The sequence below is a fragment of the Vibrio sp. 2132-1 genome (genome assembly GCF_033344315.1).
Genome location: NZ_JAWPON010000005.1, coordinates 136163 through 154972, shown reverse-complemented (window position 1 = coordinate 154972; position 18810 = coordinate 136163). Strand labels below are relative to the sequence as shown.

Here is an 18810-nt window from a genome sequence, read left to right as displayed (position 1 = left end):
TATCTACTGGAATGACATTTTATGATATACTCGCCAGAAATATAGAAAAAGTAGCTAAAGCTTCTAAAGTAAGAGAATCACAAGTCAAAGGGCTGTTAGGCCATATGCTGGTGTTTATTGGAAAACCAGTAACAGCAATTGAAGATATGTCTGCAAAGTTTATTAGAAACGTTTTTCTTATGGTATTTGGAAAACTTTATCGAGCAGCACAAATGGCTATTAGTGCTGTAAAATAAACTTTCAACTTAATCAGACATCGAATTCAGTTTTTCTCTGGCTTGTGCTTCGTGTTCTTTAGTGATGGCATTACCGACTGAGTTCGCGGCTAAGGTAAGTGCCGCCATATCATCGGTAAAACCGACGCCAGCTAGTACGTCTGGCACCATATCTGTTGGTAGGACGAAGTAAGCCAGCGCGCCACCTAGTATAGCCTTGTGGCGAACGGCGGTGTTGGAATCTGTCATCGCGAGCCATGATTTAATGCCCATTACGGCAATTTCTTCACCCGCTTTCTTAACCGACCCTTTCATTTTTCGCCAGAATGTTTTCTCATCTGGCGCTTGCATCGTTTGATCTTTGGCGTCTTTCGGCGCCGATTTTACAGACATTGTTGTGGTCATCGTTGCCTCCGAAATTTATGACTATGTCCAACATATTAATAAATCGAACCTGAACGCAAGATTAATAACAAGAAATGATAGTAAAGTGAAACACAGATAGAAAAATCCCCAAACCGAAGTCCGGGGATTATTGCCTTGGAAACAAAAAGTTTTGCAAACCAAAAGGTTGAAGCCAAAAGCTTTGGGAACCAAGCTTTAAAAGCAGAATGCCCTATTGAGCAATCTTCTCCAATACACGCATCAGCATTTTGATACGTGGTTCGATAGACTCAAGCAACAAGTACTCTTGGTCACTGTGGAAACCTGCACCGATAGGTCCTAGACCATCCAAAGTTGGAACGCCAAGAATTGCCGTATTGTTTGCATCAGAGCCGCCACCCACTTCTTTCCAGTTGATGTCAATAGACAGTTCACTTGCTGCTTCTTCAACTAATGCCATCAAGCTTTCAGTTTGCGTGCTTGGCACCATAGAGGGTTTGTAAGCTTCACGAACCAACTCGATGCTAACGCCATCAACGAATGGTGTTTCCAGCATGCCGTTTAGCTTGCTATCGACATCATCGTATTCTTCATTACTCCAGAAACGCACATCCACGATCGCTTCAGCGTGCTCAGGGACGATGTTTGCGCCGTTACCGCCAGACACAATACCCACGTTTAATGTGGTGCCAGATTCGAAGTTCGTCATGGCATTGATTGCGAGAATCCAGTTCGCCATCTCGGTAATTGCACTGCGGCCATTTTCTGGCTCGTTGCCAGCGTGGGCTGCAATGCCATTAAACGTGATTTTGTAACGCGCCATGCCTTTGCGCGCTTTGACTAAACCTCCGTCTGCGCGTGCTGCTTCTGCCACCAATACGTTTTTCGCGTTTTTTGCAACAGATTGAATCCAGTCGACCGAATCTAACGATCCAGTTTCTTCGTCTGGGTTCATGCAGATACAAATCGACAGTTTATCCAACACCGCTTGGTCTAGATTGCGCATCGCGTATACGATGTTCAGCAAGCCAGATTTCATGTCCGAGACGCCCGGACCGTAGGCTTTCTCTACATCTTGAGACATTGGACGAAGCTCAGCAGTACCCACAGGGAACACGGTATCCATATGACCAATCAGCATCACGTCGATTTGCTCAGCTTCCGGCTTATTTCGAACTTCAAGACCGATGCCCGCTCTGCCACAGTCGATGCGTTTTACGCTCCAACCTGACATCGCTTGGTACTTCTCTTCAAATTGAGAAGCGATAAACTCGATACCATCAGTAGTGTAAGTACCACAATCCACATTGATTAGCGGACGTAGCTCTTCTAGATATTCATTTAGAGAGAATTGCATGATTCACTCCTAGACAAACAGATTCATCACCAGCATTGCGCCAAACGCGTTCAATACTGAGATCGCAATCATAACTGGGATGTAACGACCTTCAGTACCAATTGGGCCCATGATACGACCCATGTACTGAACTTGAGAGCCCATTAGGTAGATAGCAGGTGCAAGAATCGCAATGTGCGTACCGTTTAGGATGCCTTGGTCAAACAGCGTGATAACCACACCCACTGCGCCGCCCATCGACATCCAAGCGCCGATAAGAACAGCAGCCGCTTCACCAGGAAGGCCAAACACCGCCATGATTGGAGAAAACACCGTGCCCATCAGATCCAGCGCGCCAGTGATTTGCAGCGCTTTGATGATAACGAACGCCATCAATACGTTAGGAACCGTAGAGGTAGTCGCAATTACCCAACCTTTCTTAGCACCTTCGACGAAGATATCCGTCACCATTGGTTTTTTCGCTTTAACGTCACCCATTATGCCGTCTCCTCTTTTAGGTTCTCTGATTTGTTTTGGTCTTGTTTGTCTTCTTTACCTTCCGTCATGTTCAGGTAAATACGGAACAGGTTTGCACCGATGATCTTGAATGCGAACATCACCACAACCGCTAAACCAATAGAAGACGTGACCGCTAGAGAGCCGTCAGCCATCGTCAATGTGAACAGCACAGCACCTGATGAGAAGAAGTTCACGATGGTCGCACCTGCAGTAAACTGGAACATGGTAAATACGTCCGTTTCACGCTTAGTTAGGTGACCTTCATCTTTTAGCTGACGCGTCATCGCCGCGCCCGCGTCGGTACTTTGTAGAGAAGCAATTAAAGCCAGACCAGAGTTACCAGGGATGCCCATTAGAGGACGTAGAAGAGGAGTAAGAAGCTTACGAGCTGCTTCAAGTGCACCGTAGTGCTCAAGTACGTTGATCATACCTAAGGCGAACATAACAGTTGGAATCAAAGTAAGTGCGAAAATGAAACCGTCGCGAGCACCGCTACCACCAGTACCGCGAAGCGACGTTGTTGCAACTTGCACACCGTCAGCCGTTTCGGTGACACCATACGCCACCTTGCCGAAAGAGCCATTGAGCGTTGTAAAATCGAATACACCGTACCATTCGCTAGATTGCATCAGGCCAGAAAAGAACACGACCGCAAACGCCAGAGCAACGTAGCACCCCAGTGTAACTTTACGCTCAGTTTGAACAGGAATTTTCATAACATTACCTACACATGTGGAACTTAACACATATGTTCACCTGAATAATGTGCTAGAGAGATGATCAAAATCAATCCGCCTGCCGAACATTATCGCGACTCAGTTATGAAGTATTGTTTTATGATTCCAATCACAATTGAAAGATAATAAAAGTTTGTTCTAACAATTAGGTATTTTAATCTATATCGATAGCTCACGACTTCTTCATCAACTCAACAAATGATTCTGACGAATATTGCTTTCTACAACATTCATGACGTACTTCATACTTTGGCATTGAGGCAATATCGATTAACTCGAAAGTAACATTCAGCCACGAAATTTAGGTTAGGATAGTCCGGTCATATGTAAACGGCATAAACCAGAATTAACAGGACTATACGACCCATTGTTACGCTCACAATATAAAATAGCCAAATGGACACTCGCCCTCGTGCTTTGGGTGGTGATGATATGCTTAAGCCAAAATTCTGGTTTCTCGAAAAGCTGCCCGAAGGCTCACCAAATACAGAGTCAGCAAGATGAGAGTGTGAATTTATCACCATCTTGCGACCTTTCAGAAAAGCTAGTTCAAGCGTACCAACATCAGTTTGATCATATTCTTATTCCATTTTTTCTGTTTGCTTTGATTGTGGCGCTGCCGATGACAACCACAGCAATTCGCTATCTGGAATACACAGAACCGATACCGGAAAAGTATCGGGTTCACCTAAAACTTTGCGTGTTTAGAGAATAAAGCCAGCAAGGCGAGAGACCTTTCTGCCTGACTTTTGTACATATTTTATTCACTTCACATAACAAACAACGAAATTTAAAAGTTTTAGGAAATATTATGACATTCACTCGTACACTTTTGGCGTTAACGATGGCTATCGTACCTGCCGTATCTTTCGCATCAGAAAAGACCGCAGAACAAAAGCTAGAGGAAGTTACTCAGATACTAAAAGAAAACCCTCAAATTCTTGATTCATTGCACCAAAACCTTCAAGAGTACATTGCGTATCAACAGTCATTTGGCGACACCTTGAAGGAGGTTCGTCAATATCTAAGTGATGGCAAACATTCCTCTTTTGGTGCTGAAAACCCTGAGTTAACCATTATTAACGTAACAGACTACAGCTGCCCTTTTTGTAAACGTTTAGAAGGAGAGCTGGTCAAAGTTGGTAAGGAATATCCGCAGGTAAAAGTGCTTAACCTCAATGTCTCTTTTAAAGAACAATACGAGAAAAACGGCTACAACTCGGCAAGTTACGCATTAAATGTTTGGCAAAACCAGCGAGATAAGTACGAACAAGTGCATGAGTTATTGGTGAAAAAACCGGGCGCACATGACGCACGTTCCTTAAATCAAATCGCGAAAAAAACGGGGACAGAAGCACAGCTTGTCGACGACAAAGAGACCAAGGCGTTGCTTGATAAAAACTATCAGTATTTCACGCAACTTGGTTTACGCGGCACGCCCGCGTTGATCATTAATGATCAAGTCATTCCTGGCTATGTGCCGTTTGACGAGCTAGAAAAAGTCATCGACCAAGAACTGGCGAACTAATACAACAAAGCCCTTCCCTGATAACTCAAGGAAGGGCTTTTTCTATCTAGGCTTAAAACGAAGTTCTAACTACTTGTCGCGACCCACAAACGCCACAACGACTTTGTCATTGCCAAGCGAGCGAGAGAACACGTACGCGCCTTCTTGTTCAATTACTTGATGCTGACCCGCACCAATCGCTGGGTGCGCTTTACGGAACTGACCAAGAGTTTGCCAGTGTTTGAGCAGCGCTTGCTTCTCATCAGATAGCTTCCATACCATGTCAGAACGAGTGCCTTGGTGGAAATCGTCCGCGTAAGGACCAATGTTACGACCAACTTCATCACCATAATAAACCTGAACAGCACCAGGACTCAGAAGCAGTGCATTCGCGGCGTTACGCTGCATACCGTAATCTTTGAAGCGAGAGAAGAACAGCTCGGTATCGTGAGAAGACATGTAGCTCACAGGGTTAAAGTCTTTCTCATTGGCGATAGTGTCCGCATAGCTTTGGTAAGTGTCTGCCATTTGGCTGAAACACGCCGCGCCTTTATCTAATTTCTTCTGCATGTCGAAGTTAATCAACGCATCAAAGCCATCATCAAAGTAAGGGCTGCGATAAGCGGTATGTCCCCATACTTCACCCATCATCCAGAATGGCTGACCTGACTTACCGTTCTCTTTACGCCACTGCTCAAGGCTGCTTGATGCCTCTTCTTTCAAGCGTTTCCACACATCGCCTTCAACGTGCTTCACCGTATCGACACGGTAACCATCAATGCCAAAGCGTTTCACCCAATCAGTTTGCCACTCAATTAGGTAGTCCGAGACGGTGTAATTGTCACGCTCCTCAACGCGAGTGCCAGGGTTATCCAATAGCCATTGAGCTGGCTTCACGGCTTTGTCTGATTCAGTGATAAAGTCTGGCAAACCCGCCAATGACATGGTGATATCACTGCTGCCCGGAACTGGGTATCCCGGTAGACCTGTTCTTACCCAGTCACCGCCCCACCATTTCGCCCAGTTTGGACTCTGGTAATCAATATTCTGGTGGTAGCTATGCCAGTTTTCGCCCGCTTTTGGTTTCCAATCCCCCCATTTCTTAGGTAGGTCAGCGTTTGGTTTTAACACCTCAATACCGTCAAATTGCAAATCGGCTAACGTTGAGTAACCAGTGTGGTTGATTACTGCGTCCATCAAGACTTTAAGGCCACGTTTATGTGCCTCTTCCACCAGCTTTTTAAGATCAGCTTCGTTACCGAAGTTCTCATCAATCTTGGTAAAGTCACGCGTCCAGTAACCGTGGTAAGCGTAAAATGGGAATGAGCCGCTATCGCCGCCGCCCACAAAACCGTGTACTTGCTCAACGATTGGCGACAACCAAATCGCATCGGTACCTAGGCTCTTTATGTAATCTAGCTTTTCGATCACACCTTTTAGGTCACCACCGTGAAAGGTACCAACCTCTTCTTTACCGTCTTTCTTGCGACCATAGCTGTTATCATTGCTGGTATCGGCATTGTTGAAACGGTCGACCATCACGAAGTAAATATTGGCATTACGGTAATCAAACGGTACTGCTTCTTTGGTTTTCTTCACTGGCTCTAGTAGCACCAAACCGCCGGAATCTTTGCTTGGTGTCAGCGATACTTGCTGATCTTTTACTTCGACCATTTGACCAGAATAGGCATCACGCAACTTGGTGCCATCAGGGAAACTGTCACCCAGCGCGATGGTGACTTCGCCGCCTTGGTAAACCTCACATTGCACTTGTGGGATTGGGCGTTTGAATTCTGTCTTGGCAGCTTTCTTAGGTTCACGCTTGAAGCGTAGAGTTTTGGCTTCCGCATCAAAAGCAAAAGAGTAATCGCCAGTAAAACGGATTTTTAACGGCAGTTCTGTTGGTTTTCCGCAGTTCAGCGCGATAGGTTTGTTGAATTTGACCTTCTGACCATCAGGCGCGACACAGTCGCCTTCAACACCCGTGATTTTGAGCGTGTATCCGTCTTTGGTTAAGGGCACAACCAAAGGTTGCTCTGCACTTAAAGGAAAGTCACGGCTGTTGGTCGTGGTAGAAATGGTGATGTTTGGCTCGGCGATGGCACTTGCCGATGCAAGCAATAAGGTCGTCGTAATCAGATTCAGTTTCATCGTTCAGTCCATTGGTTGCGCATAGGCGCAGTATTCGTGTTGTAGTTTTATTCACACTAATAGTAAATGGATGAAAAACTGAGCACATCATTCTGAAAGGCTACGCCCTAAAGCTTGTGACGCTTCACATTTTGCTTTTATGGGGGCGTAGTTCTACTTATGAGCAGGGTAAAAAGGAGTTTAAAGCTGAATGCTACCAAGGTTACGCATTTGTCTCATCGCCCAATTGACGCGGCTGATGGTGTAAGAAGTCTGAGGGTAAACTTTGATGCGATACGGATTTGGCAGCACCACCGCAAGCCTTGCTGCTTGGCGTGTTGAAAGTTGTTTAGCAGGAATACCAAAGTAGTTTTGCGCAGCGGCTTCCGCGCCATAAATACCTGGACCAAACTCCACCACATTCAAATACACTTCAAGAATGCGTTTTTTACTCCACATTGCTTCCATCAGCAGAGCAAAATAAAGCTCATACGCTTTGCGCACATAAGAGTGTGAAGGAAACAGAAACACGTTCTTTGCAGTTTGCTGAGTAATCGTGCTCGCACCGCGAGAGGGACCGTTCTCGCCAGACTCTGAGATCACTTTAAACAAGGAATCAAAATCCACTCCGTAATGGGTCGGGAACTTTTGATCTTCTGTCGCAATCACGGCCAGTTGAATGTGTTTAGAAATATCACTCAAAGGCACCCATTCATTTTGACTCTCTTCAGGAAATCCTTCAGGAGGAGAAATCATGCGGCTGATCTTCCATCCCCAAATTGGTGGATCGATGTATTTCACTATGCCAACGAGCATCACTGGTAAAAGCAAAAGCACCAATAAGATATTGAACAGAAGGGATTTAATCTTTCTCAAAGTCCGACCTAGCCTGATTTAACAAAACAATATGATGCAAGTATAGAGTATGCAGTCTGTTTATCGTTAGTGAAAACTTGGTCAAAAAAAGCCCGATTTACAATGTAAAACGGGCTTAGAATTTGATTAGACTAAATTATTTGTGCAGCTTGTAGAACACGGTTGAAAGTGGAGGCAAACGAAGCTCAAGTGATTGAGGCAGTGATTCACTTTCAACTTTTTCCGTTTTCACACTGGTCAGCACTTTAAAATCGCTGCCGCCGTATTTGCTGTCGTCTGTATTCAGTAGCAGTTCGTATTGACCTGCATTTGGAACGCCTAAACGAAAGCGCTTGTGTGGTACGGGCGTAAAGTTGGTGATGATCAGAATACGCTCACCTTCTTTACTAATACGCTCGTGCGCTAGGATGCTCGCATCCGCTTCGTCTTGTAGACGCCACTCAAAACCAGCAGGAACACAATCTTGATCGTGCATCGCCGCTTCATTTCGGTACAAGTGGTTCAAATCTCGCATCAGCTTTTGAACGCCTTGATGACGCTCGTATTCTAGCAAGAACCATTGCAACTGATCATCGTGGTTCCACTCCGCCGTTTGACCGATTTCCGCGCCCATGAAGTTCAGCTTTTTGCCCGGTTGACCATACATATAACCGTAGTATGCTCTTAGGTTTGCGGTTTGCTGCCATTCATCGCCCGGCATCTTGTTGTGAATAGAGCCTTTGCCGTACACCACCTCGTCGTGAGAGAGAGACAAGACGTAGTTCTCGCTGTGCGCATAAACTAGCGGAAATGTGATGGTATTGTGGTGGTATTTGCGGTGAACAGGATCTTCTTTGATGTATGAAAGACTGTCGTGCATCCACCCCATATTCCACTTGAAGCCAAAGCCTAAACCACCCATAAAGGTTGGCGCAGACACACCCGGAAACGCCGTTGACTCTTCCGCAATCGTCATCGCATTCGGGAAGTACTTGTACACTTCTTCGTTCATCCATTTTAAGGTTGCGATTGCGTCGTAGTTTTCGTTGCCACCATCAACGTTCGGGACCCACTGATCGTGGCTACGTGAATAATCGAGATAGAGCATCGACGCAACAGCATCGACACGAATGCCATCAATATGGAATTGTTCAAACCAGTACAGCGCATTCGAGACAAGGAAGCGACGTACATGTTCACGGCCTAAATCGTAAATGTAGGAGTTCCAATCTTGGTGCCAACCGCGACGAGGATCTGGATCATGGAACAGAGGCGTACCATCAAAGTTAGCTAAACCATGATCATCCGATGGGAAATGCGCAGGAACCCAATCCAGCACTACACCGATACCAGCTTGGTGACACGCATCCACGAAGAATTTGAAATCATCAGGTGAGCCAAAACGGCTAGTTGGTGCAAACAAGCCAACAGGTTGATAGCCCCATGAACCATAGAATGGATGCTCAGACACAGGCATCAGCTCAACGTGGGTGTAGCCCATATCCACAAGGTATGGCACCAACTGCTCCGCGAGTTCGCGGTAGTTCAGGAAATCACCGTTCTCGTCGCGCTTCCATGATCCAGCATGTAGCTCGTAAAACGATAACGCTTCATCACGCTTTTGTGTCACTGCACGGTTTTGCCATTTCGCATCTTGCCATTGGTAACGCTTGTGATCGTAGGTAATGGATGCGAACGATGGGTATTGCTCAGAGTAGAAACCCCAAGGGTCTTGTTTGTGTGGCAACCCTTCCCCATTTGGCCCTTTGAGCTCAAATTTGTATTGTACCCCCTCTTCCAAACCAGGAATGAATAGGCCCCAGATACCGTAGTCTAAGCGTTGCATTGGATGACGACGGCCATCCCATTGGTTGAAGCAACCCACAAGGCTAACAGCAGATGCATGTGGTGCATAAACAAGGAAACGCACACCAGAGATGTTTTCACCGCCACGCTCTAGCGTGACAAAGTGCGCGCCCATGTAGTGATACATGTCTTTTGGCGTATGCAGATGCTCGTACTCTTGGTAGATATTGTGGTACTGGTACGGGTCATCAATAATTTGTTCAACACCATTCCAATCGACCGCTAAACGGTAGTGGGTCAGGTGTAAATCGCGTTGTTCTTTTAAGATGAAACCGCTGTCGCCATCACGCTCAAGCGCCACGCGAGGTTCACCATTAACAAGCAGTTCAACCTTGTTTGCGCCCGGCATCCAAACTCTCAGCGAAGCTTCGTCGTCAATGAATGGACCCAGCGCCGCAAATGGATCTGAGTAAGCCGCCTCAGCAAGCAGTTCGTATGCGCGTTCGTGTTGTTTCTTTATTTTCTTGGTTTTGGTGGTTTTCAAATCTTTCTCCCTAGAGCCAACATCCTTTTCAAGACCAGAGATCTGAATCAAACATCGGTTTCTCCACAGCCAACGTTGTGAACTCACAAAAAGACTCCGCTTCTCACGTTCGTTGCGTAAACGGCGTCAAAATACAAAAATGCCCGCTATTGTCGCGGGCATAATAACGGTACTTCATCCTAACGGATTGTGTTTTAGGAATGAGTGACCTAGACGGAACTTTCGTACCTCTGAGCTAACAAAATTGGTAATCAGCTCGTCCATCTACGCCACTCTAGGCATCTTACTTACTCGCCTGTGCGCGAACTTCAGTAAGGCGTTTAGAAATACGATTCACATCTTCACGGCTGAAGATTTCATCTAGGTTCATCGACAATTTACGACGCCAGTTTGGATACTCATCCACCGTACCAGGAATATTGACAGGTTGATCCATTTCTAGCCAGTCTTCAAGCTGAACGCTAAGCAGTGCAGAGTCACCCGCGGCTACGTGCAGTTGCAGCGCTTCGCTTAGGTATGAATCCATTGGCACGTACTGAGCATCATGACCAATGCCTTCTGGCAGATAGCCATGCCAGCGAACACTGTCTAGAATGCCTTGTTTGCACTTCAAGCGGTCAGCGAATAGGCCTTCCAACTGCTGCTCATCAGGGTACAGACCAATCTCACGCCCCATCTTCAAGTCATCACAGTGCCAGAAACCGCGTAGTGTTGGCATATCGTGCGTACACAGCGCAGCCATAGACTGCTCAGCGTAGTGCTTCGGAGAAATAAAACCGCCGTCGTCTTTTGATGTTTCGAAGAAGAAGACTTTGTACGAATGCACACCCGCATCACGAAGGATATCAACGATTTCATCAGGTACAGTACCCAAGTCTTCACCGATTACAGAACACTGATGACGGTGAGATTCCAACGCTAGGATTGCTAGCATGTCTTCAACTGGGTAGTACAGGTATGCGCCTTCTGTCGCTTTCTCGCCTTTTGGAATCCACCAAAGGCGAAGCAGGCCAAGTACGTGGTCGATACGCAATGCACCACAATGCTTCATGTTAGCACGTAGCAATTTGATGTAAGCGTCGTAGCCAGTCGCTTCTAAAACCTGAGGGTTAAGCGGAGGCAGACCCCAGTTTTGGCCTAGTGGACCAAGTACATCTGGTGGCGCACCGATGCTTGCATCCAATACTAGCGCGCCTTCGTCAGCCCATGTTTCGCTGCCTGAATCTGCAACACCAACCGCAAGGTCACGGTACAAACCCACAGCCATGCCTTTTTCTTCGGCTAGCGCTTGCGCTTCTTTGATTTGATCGTCTGCGATCCATTGCAGGTACATGTACAAGTGAACACGATCTTGGTTGTCCTTAATGTACTTCTGAGTACCAGCTGCGTCGAATGTGCGGTATTTCTCAGGGAATACTGGCCAGCCCCACATGTTTGCATCTTCTGCATGTAAATCAGCATGAAGTGCATCGAATGCAGCTTGATGTAGCAAGCTGTCGCCGCCTTTTTCAACAAAGTCCAAGAAGGCACGAGCGCGATCGGTGTTCTTGTCTAAATGGCGAGCTTTAAACTCACTGAATAGCAGCGGAAGAACGCTCATTTTTAGTTGCGAAACTTCGGTGTAATTCACCCAATGAGAGTCTCGCGCTTTTTGTAGACGTTGTTGGAACTCTGCGCTACCCACTCGCTGTTGTGCTTCTGCACTAAGCGCGAACTCAGGTACAGAGCTTACGTCGATGTACATGATGTTCAGCCAGCGACGAGAAGACGGGCTGTATGGGCTTGCCCCTTCTGGATTCGCAGGGAACAGCGAGTGAATCGGGTTCAAGCCAATGAAGTCACCGCCACGAGAGGCAATATCACTCACCAGTTGTTTTAGGTCACCAAAATCACCGATGCCCCAGTTATGCTGAGTACGCAGTGTGTAAAGCTGGATACTAGGACCCCATAGCTTTTTGTGTTGGTTTAGATCGTCTTGTTTGAAACACGCTTTCGGCGTAATGATCAATGACATCTCGTAAGGTGTTTTACGACGCTTACGACTGATGATCAGTTTGTGATAACCCCAAGCCAAGTTCTTTGGCAATGCAAACACTAGAGGGCCACCCTCAGCACGCTCATCACGAACAATTTGGGACTGAAGATAGCCTTCAAGTACCTCTCCTTGTTCTGTTTCTAAACGCCAGCTGAATTCACTCTCACGAGCACTCGTACCTAGGTTTAGTTCCACTTCGACTGGTTCGCCGTCGCGTAAAACAAGAACAGGGGCTAGTACGTCTTTTTTATGTTTCTTTTCAGCAGAAGCCAGTAGTTTTTCATCACTGCTAGTATCGTAGCCAAGCGAAGCGAGCAAGCGGCGTAGCGTCTCCTCAGACACTTTCGCCTCATCTCCCCAAGCACTGACATAGCTATCAGCCAATCTCGCCATTTCCGCGACTTTCTTTAATGCTGTTTGTTCTTTCATCGCTTTCTCCGAAGGTAATACCAACACCTTCCATGTAGGGTTTTATTGTTATCAATAACTTCTTTTGGAAAATGACCAAAGGTAGCGCTTGGCTACCTTGGTCTTAACTAGGTTCTATTAGCGTTTCACCGCTTCAAGTTTCCAGATATTGTTCACGTAGTCGCGGATTGAGCGGTCTGACGTGAACTTGCCAACAAGGGCGGTATTAAGAATGGCCTTCTTCGCCCAGCCAGCTTGATCTTTATATTGTTCGCTCATGTCTTCGTGTGCTTTCACGTAAGAGGCGAAATCCGCGAGACATAAGTATGGGTCACCACCGTCTAGCAGGCTGTCGTATGTGGCACGCAGTAAGCCTGGTTGGCCTGGTGTGAACTCTTCACCCAATAGCAAGTCCATTGACGCTTTGAGTAAGTGATCCGCATTGTAGTAATCAAATGGGTTGTAACCTTGAGCTTTCAGCGCTTTCACACCTTCAACATCTAGACCGAAGATATAGATGTTCTCATCGCCTACTTCCTCACGAATCTCAACGTTTGCACCATCCATTGTACCGATAGTTAGCGCACCGTTTAGCGCCATCTTCATGTTACCTGTACCTGATGCTTCTTTACCCGCTAGCGAGATTTGTTGAGAAACGTCAGCCGCAGGGATAATGATTTCAGCCATGCTCACGCGGTAGTCAGGGATGAATACCACTTTCAGCTTGTTACCGATGCGAGGATCGTTGTTCACCTTGTCTGCAATCTTGTTAATTGCGAAGATGATTTCTTTCGCTAGGTGGTAACCCGGTGCTGCTTTTGCTGCGAAGAACACAACGCGTGGCGTACACTCAAAACCTGGTTCATTAAGAATACGGTGGTACAGAGACAGTACGTGTAGCAAGTCTAGATGCTGACGTTTGTACTCGTGCAGACGCTTGATTTGAACATCGAAGATTGCATTAGTATCGAGCTCGATACCCATGTTCTCTTTCACCCAAGTTGCTAGGCGTTCTTTGTTCTCTTTCTTCACTGCCATGAATTCTTTTTGGAATGTCGCGTCAGTAGCGTACTTCGCAATACCTTCAAGTTGCTCTAGTTTCGCTGGCCATTCTGGGCCGACTTTCTCAGTGATAAGCTGAGACAGACCTGGGTTACAGAACTTCAACCAGCGACGTGGCGTAATACCGTTCGTTACGTTGTGTAGACGTGTCGGGTACATTTCGTGGAACTCTGGGAATAGGTCTTTCTTAACCAATTCAGAGTGAAGTGCTGCTACACCGTTTACTGCGTAAGAGCCGATTACACATAGGTTTGCCATGCGAACCATGCGGTGGAAACCTTCTTCGATGATAGAAAGCTTCTGTTGCTTCGCGACATCACCCGGCCACATTGCACGTACGTCTTGTAGGAAGCGGTGGTTGATCTCGTAAATGATCTCCATGTGACGTGGTAGCAGGTGCTGGATTAGCGACTCTGGCCATGTCTCTAGTGCTTCTGGAAGTAGCGTGTGGTTGGTGTACGCAAATGTCTTAGAGCTGATTTCCCAAGCAGCTTCCCAAGCTAAACCTTTTTCATCCATCAGGATGCGCATTAGTTCAGGAATCGCAATCGTTGGGTGCGTATCGTTAAGCTGGATAGTCTCTTGCTTAGGTAGATCCGCTAGCGAGTAGCCCGCAGCTTCGTGGCGACGTAGGATGTCACGTACAGACGCTGCTGAGTGGAAGTACTGCTGCATTAGACGCAGTGTTTTACCTTTCTCGTGGTTGTCGTTCGGGTAAAGCACTTTAGTGATGTTACCTGCGTCGATCAGTGCGTGCTGAGCTTCGAAGTAATCACCATTGTTAAAGCTTGCTAGTGAGAATGGTGCAATCGCCTGACATTCCCAAAGACGTAGCGGGTAAACCGTGTCTGATTCGTAACCCACAATTGGAAGATCCCAAGGCATTGCTCTTACTGTCATGCCTGGTACCCATTTGCGAACTTCTTTACCGTTCTCGTTAATCACTTCAACGTGACCGTAGAAACCGATCTCTTGCGCAAGTTCTGGACGCGCAATTTCCCAAGGGTAGCCTTCTACACCGCGCCATGCGTCAGGTGCTTCTTGCTGACGACCATCTTTGAATGACTGTTTAAATAGACCGTATTCGTAATGTAAACCATAGCCGACAGTTGGGAATTCTTGTGCCGCACATGAATCCATGAAACACGCAGCCAGACGACCAAGGCCACCATTACCCAATGATGGGTCGCGCTCTTCTTCTAGCAGATCAGTTAGGTTGTAACCTAGTTCAGCCATTGCTTCTGTTACTTGTTCGTACAGACCCATGCTGATTAGGTTGTTACCAGTCAAACGACCGATAAGGAATTCTAGCGAAAGGTAGTTAACGCTCTTCGCACTTTTAATGCGTGGATCTTCTTCTGTCGCAAGCAAATCTAGAGTAGTAAATTCAGCCAGAGCATGCCCCATTGCTAGGTACCATGCGCGGCTGTCTGCGTTTTCAATCGTATGAGCGTAAGTTACAGATAGGTGTTTCTTTACGCTTTCTTGGAACGACTTCTTGTCAAATTGTTTTTGTTGAGTAGGTTTCATTACGAAATTCTCACGTCTTTTGGTAATTCATCTGCCATACATCGTGCATTTACCTCTGTGAATAAACATCCTCCTAATTCTCATCCTTTGAAGGAGGAGGGCTGAGGGCGTAGAGGGGGTACCATTGCTAGGTTAGTGATCCAAATCTCAACAAAGTGAACTTTGCACCAGTTCTTAGTGATTTTGATCACAATGGAATGTGAGAAAGGTTAAAACCCGTTCATGACGCTTTTTATAGTCCACTCATCTGATGATGTGAAAATTGTAATATCGGTCACATTAACTCGGTCAGCGTAGAAGAACTTTTCGTAATCTATGTGCAACGCGATCTTAACGCTAACGAAACAAACGATATTTAAGTGACGACAATCACAAATAAAGGGCGTAGTTGATGGTAAATCCATCAACCCTTGAGAATTAGGAAGTGGATCAAAGTAACGAACATTTCTGATGTCGTAACATCCCACTCAGCTCACAGGATTGTACGCTTTTTATACAAACTAGAATTAGGCGATGTGAGTTATTTCTAGTTTTCGCTAGCTTTTATATCTAAGTGACCGTATGGAATGGTTTTTCAGACGGACGCAAGCCCCAACAGTAGCGACATTATCTGGCATTCAAACAGTGTTTTTGATGCTGATGACATCATTCAGTAAGACGGCTTTCAAGGGGGCTTTACTAGAATGATCACGTTGCAGTCATTTGGGTATACACAAATAAGGACATAACTACTAATGTGGATTCCATCTAAGCTTACTCGACCAGGACGCCTGCACAATGCCATCGTGCGCCCACGAGTGTTGGACTTACTACAGCAAGCGCCTTACTACAAATTGGTTTTATTCCGATCCCCAGCAGGTTACGGAAAAACAACAATGGCAGCGCAGTGGCTATCCGATAAGCCAAACGTCGGTTGGTACAGCATTGATGACAGCGATAACGACGGCTTTCGCTTTGTAAACTATCTGCTTCAAGCATTAAACAAAGCCACTAACTTCAGTTGCGCTAACGCACAAAAACTGGCGGAAAAACGTCAGATCTCGTCTTTACGCTCCCTATTTAGCGAAGTATTCGCTGAAATGGCTGACTTTCATCAAGAGTGCTACGTGGTGCTTGATGACTACCATTTAATCACGAATGATGAAATCCATGAATCCATGCGTTTCTTCTTAAAGCACATGCCAGACAACCTCACCGTTGTGGTAACCAGTCGTGCAGCGCCGCCTCTGGGCACTGCAAACTTACGTGTTCGTGATTTAATGATCGAAATCGGCAACGAGATGTTGGCGTTTGATACCGAAGAAACCACTCGCTTCTTTAACCAGCGTATCGCCGATGGTATTGATGAAGACATGGCGAACAGCCTAAGAACCTATGTTGAAGGTTGGCCATCGGCGATGCAGTTGATCGCATTACAAGCCCAACATCAAAACCGCACATTGGCACAAACTGTAGAGTCGGTATCGCAGTTCAATCACGCGCACTTGTGGGATTACTTGGTCGAAGAAGTGTTTGACTTACTCGATCACGAAACTCGTCACTTTTTAATGCAAGTATCCGTGCTTGACCACTTCAATGATGAGTTAGTGTTTGCCCTTACCCAACGCGAAGACGCACTGGGAATGATTGAATCGCTTAACCGTTACGGCTTATTCATTTACCCGCTCGAAGGGGAACAGAACTGGTTCCGGTTCCATAACTTATTTGGCGAGTTTTTATCTCATGAGCGCCAAGCTCGTATTCCTCAGCAAGAAAAAGATCTCCACCGCAATGCTGCTATCGCTTGGTTACAACAAAAAGCACCGCACCAAGCGATTCATCATGCACAAAAATCAAATGATAAGGACTTAGTGGTAGAGATCCTAAACGAATTCGGCTGGAAGATGTTTAACCAAGGCGAACTCAGCACACTGGAAAGCTCAATTAACAAGTTGGACGATGATCTGTTGTTCAGCCACCCAAAACTTACGATGCTCCGAGCATGGTTGGCTCAAAGTCAGCATCGTTATAACCAAGTGGGCCACCTGCTTGAAGAAGCGGAAGAGGAACACAAAAAGCGTAACATTGCGTTAGATATTCATTATCAAGGTCAAGCAAACGCGTTGCTTGCTCAAGTGGCTATCAACAGTAACCAACCAGAAAAAGCTCTCGAATTAGCGGAGCTAGCGCTTAGCCAACTTGATAACACTATTTACCGTAGCCGAATTGTGGCGACTTCGGTTGTTGGTGAAGTTAACCACGTGCTAGGTAAACTAGACCGTGCTTTGCCGATGATGCAACAAACTGAAAAGCTAGCTCGTCAGTATCAGGTATATCACCAAGCGTTATGGGCAATATTGCAGCAAAGCGAGATTTTGATTGCACAAGGTTACGTGCAAGCTGCCTTTGAACTACAAGATTCCGCATTTCGTCTGATTGAAGATCAGCAGCTTCAGCATGTTCCTCTTCATGAATTTTTGCTGCGTATTCGCGCGCAAGTACTTTGGTGCTGGAACCGACTTGATGAAGCGGAAGAATGCGCGTACAAAGGTCTGCAAATTCTCGAAAACCATTCACCAAGCAAGCACTTACATAGCTATTCGATGTTGGCGCGTATTGCGATTGGACGCGGTGAATTAGACAAAGCCGGTAAATTCATTGAGCATATACAGCACTTGATGAAACAGTCGACTTATCACGTAGATTGGACTGCAAACGCTTCACTATCTTTGATTCTATTTTGGCAAGCGCGCGGGAATACCGATGCAATGCAAGAATGGCTCAACACTGCGGTTCGTCCTGAATCGGCATGCAACCACTTTTCTCAATTGCAATGGCGTAACATTGCTCGCGCCCACATTAACTTAGGCCAATATACCGACGCTCGTGCTGCGTTAGATTTTCTCCAAGGTGAAGCTCGTCGCACTAACCTAATCACAGATACTAATCGCAACTTAGTGGTTGAAGCAGTCCTTTCTGCTCGCCAAAAAGATGAGGAGCAAGCCAAGGCTCTGTTAAAAGAAGCATTAGTAATGACGAACCAAACTGGCATGGTCGGAAACTTCCTGATTGATGGTGCAACCATTGGCGGTCTGCTGGAGAAGTTGAGCCTCCGCCATGAACTGGGCGATCTTGAGCGTCACCGTGCTCAACAGTTAATGAAGGACATTTCATCGAATCAACGTAGCCGGTCGATTCACTTTGATGAAGACTTTATTGAAAAGTTGGTGAATCACCCTAATGTGCCAGAGCTAGTACGTACTAGCCCATTAACACAACGCGAATGGCAGGTTCTGGGGCTGATTTATTCAGGCTTTAGTAACGAGCAAATCGCACAAGAGCTGGATGTGGCAGGTACGACAATTAAAACCCACATTCGCAACCTGTACCAAAAGCTTAATATTGCTAATCGTAAAGAAGCCATTGTGACAGCTGAAAATTTGCTACAGTTAATGGGATACTGAACTGCTAGATAAACGGGTTAAAACGTAAAGTAAAACACAAGGGTTGACGTAACACGTCAGCCCTTTTTTATGACTGACAGAAAGAGAAGTGCAATTTGCAAAGCACGTAAGTAACGTTGTTCATATAAAAAAATAGCCAACCGCAATAATCGCGATTGGCTTATATTTAGTGTGAACAAATTGTATTCACTAACAACGTCAGTTGGCTAGGTGACCCTCGGCTTAAGAAGGGTCGAGCAGTATTATGCATTAATCATGCCAAAATGCAAAGGCTTATTTTTGGGCACAAGATCTCATAT

General features: G+C 46.1%; 13 protein-coding genes. 4 read left to right on the top strand and 9 right to left on the bottom strand.

Features of this window, described 5'->3' with window-relative positions; all coding sequences use genetic code 11:
* Positions 1 to 11 precede the first annotated feature (11 nt).
* Entirely contained in the window at positions 12 to 236 is a 225-nt protein-coding gene (locus tag R8N47_RS07045; RefSeq protein WP_250155860.1) for a hypothetical protein, read from the top strand.
* A gap of 9 nt (positions 237 to 245) precedes the next feature.
* Here R8N47_RS07045 and R8N47_RS07040 read toward each other — a convergent pair whose 3' ends face one another.
* The 4 genes from R8N47_RS07040 to R8N47_RS07025 form a co-directional block, all read right to left on the bottom strand.
* Entirely contained in the window at positions 246 to 620 is a 375-nt protein-coding gene (locus R8N47_RS07040) for a YkvA family protein (protein ID WP_064354966.1), read from the bottom strand.
* A gap of 211 nt (positions 621 to 831) precedes the next feature.
* A complete protein-coding gene (locus tag R8N47_RS07035; protein ID WP_064354967.1) occupies positions 832 to 1956 on the bottom strand; it encodes a M20 family metallopeptidase in 1125 nt (374 codons plus the stop codon).
* Between the two features lie 9 nt (positions 1957 to 1965).
* Positions 1966 to 2433 carry a YjiG family protein gene (locus tag R8N47_RS07030; RefSeq protein ID WP_005374849.1) on the bottom strand — a complete coding sequence of 156 codons (468 nt, stop codon included), beginning with the start codon at positions 2431 to 2433 and terminating at the stop codon, positions 1966 to 1968.
* Entirely contained in the window at positions 2433 to 3170 is a 738-nt protein-coding gene (locus R8N47_RS07025) for a nucleoside recognition domain-containing protein (protein ID WP_005374846.1), read from the bottom strand. The genes R8N47_RS07030 and R8N47_RS07025 overlap by 1 nt, the downstream gene beginning before the upstream one ends.
* Positions 3171 to 3618: 448 nt before the next feature.
* Here R8N47_RS07025 and R8N47_RS07020 point away from each other — a divergent pair, with 448 nt between their 5' ends.
* Entirely contained in the window at positions 3619 to 3906 is a 288-nt protein-coding gene (locus R8N47_RS07020) for a hypothetical protein (RefSeq protein WP_049872671.1), read from the top strand.
* A 96-nt stretch (positions 3907 to 4002) separates the two neighbouring features.
* Positions 4003 to 4719, top strand: a complete 717-nt coding sequence (locus R8N47_RS07015) for a DsbA family protein (protein WP_005374842.1) — start codon at positions 4003 to 4005, stop codon at positions 4717 to 4719.
* Positions 4720 to 4788: 69 nt separating this feature from the next.
* Here R8N47_RS07015 and R8N47_RS07010 read toward each other — a convergent pair whose 3' ends face one another.
* The 5 genes from R8N47_RS07010 to R8N47_RS06990 form a co-directional block, all read right to left on the bottom strand.
* Positions 4789 to 6849, bottom strand: coding sequence for an alpha-amylase (locus R8N47_RS07010; RefSeq protein WP_005374841.1), 2061 nt, complete (start codon positions 6847 to 6849; stop codon positions 4789 to 4791).
* Between the two features lie 180 nt (positions 6850 to 7029).
* Positions 7030 to 7704 carry a monofunctional biosynthetic peptidoglycan transglycosylase gene (gene mtgA / locus R8N47_RS07005; protein ID WP_025768637.1) on the bottom strand — a complete coding sequence of 225 codons (675 nt, stop codon included), beginning with the start codon at positions 7702 to 7704 and terminating at the stop codon, positions 7030 to 7032.
* A gap of 136 nt (positions 7705 to 7840) precedes the next feature.
* Positions 7841 to 10033, bottom strand: coding sequence for a 1,4-alpha-glucan branching protein GlgB (gene glgB / locus R8N47_RS07000; protein ID WP_392391983.1), 2193 nt, complete (start codon positions 10031 to 10033; stop codon positions 7841 to 7843).
* A 283-nt stretch (positions 10034 to 10316) separates the two neighbouring features.
* Entirely contained in the window at positions 10317 to 12497 is a 2181-nt protein-coding gene (gene malQ / locus R8N47_RS06995; RefSeq protein WP_005374838.1) for a 4-alpha-glucanotransferase, read from the bottom strand.
* Positions 12498 to 12614: 117 nt separating this feature from the next.
* Positions 12615 to 15068: a glycogen/starch/alpha-glucan phosphorylase gene (locus tag R8N47_RS06990; RefSeq protein ID WP_005374836.1), complete on the bottom strand. Its 2454-nt coding sequence runs from the start codon at positions 15066 to 15068 to the stop codon at positions 12615 to 12617.
* A gap of 734 nt (positions 15069 to 15802) precedes the next feature.
* Between R8N47_RS06990 and malT the strand changes: the two genes are divergently transcribed.
* Complete coding sequence (gene malT / locus R8N47_RS06985; protein ID WP_005374834.1) at positions 15803 to 18511, top strand: HTH-type transcriptional regulator MalT; 2709 nt, start codon at positions 15803 to 15805, stop codon at positions 18509 to 18511.
* The last annotated feature ends 299 nt before the right edge of the window (positions 18512 to 18810 follow it).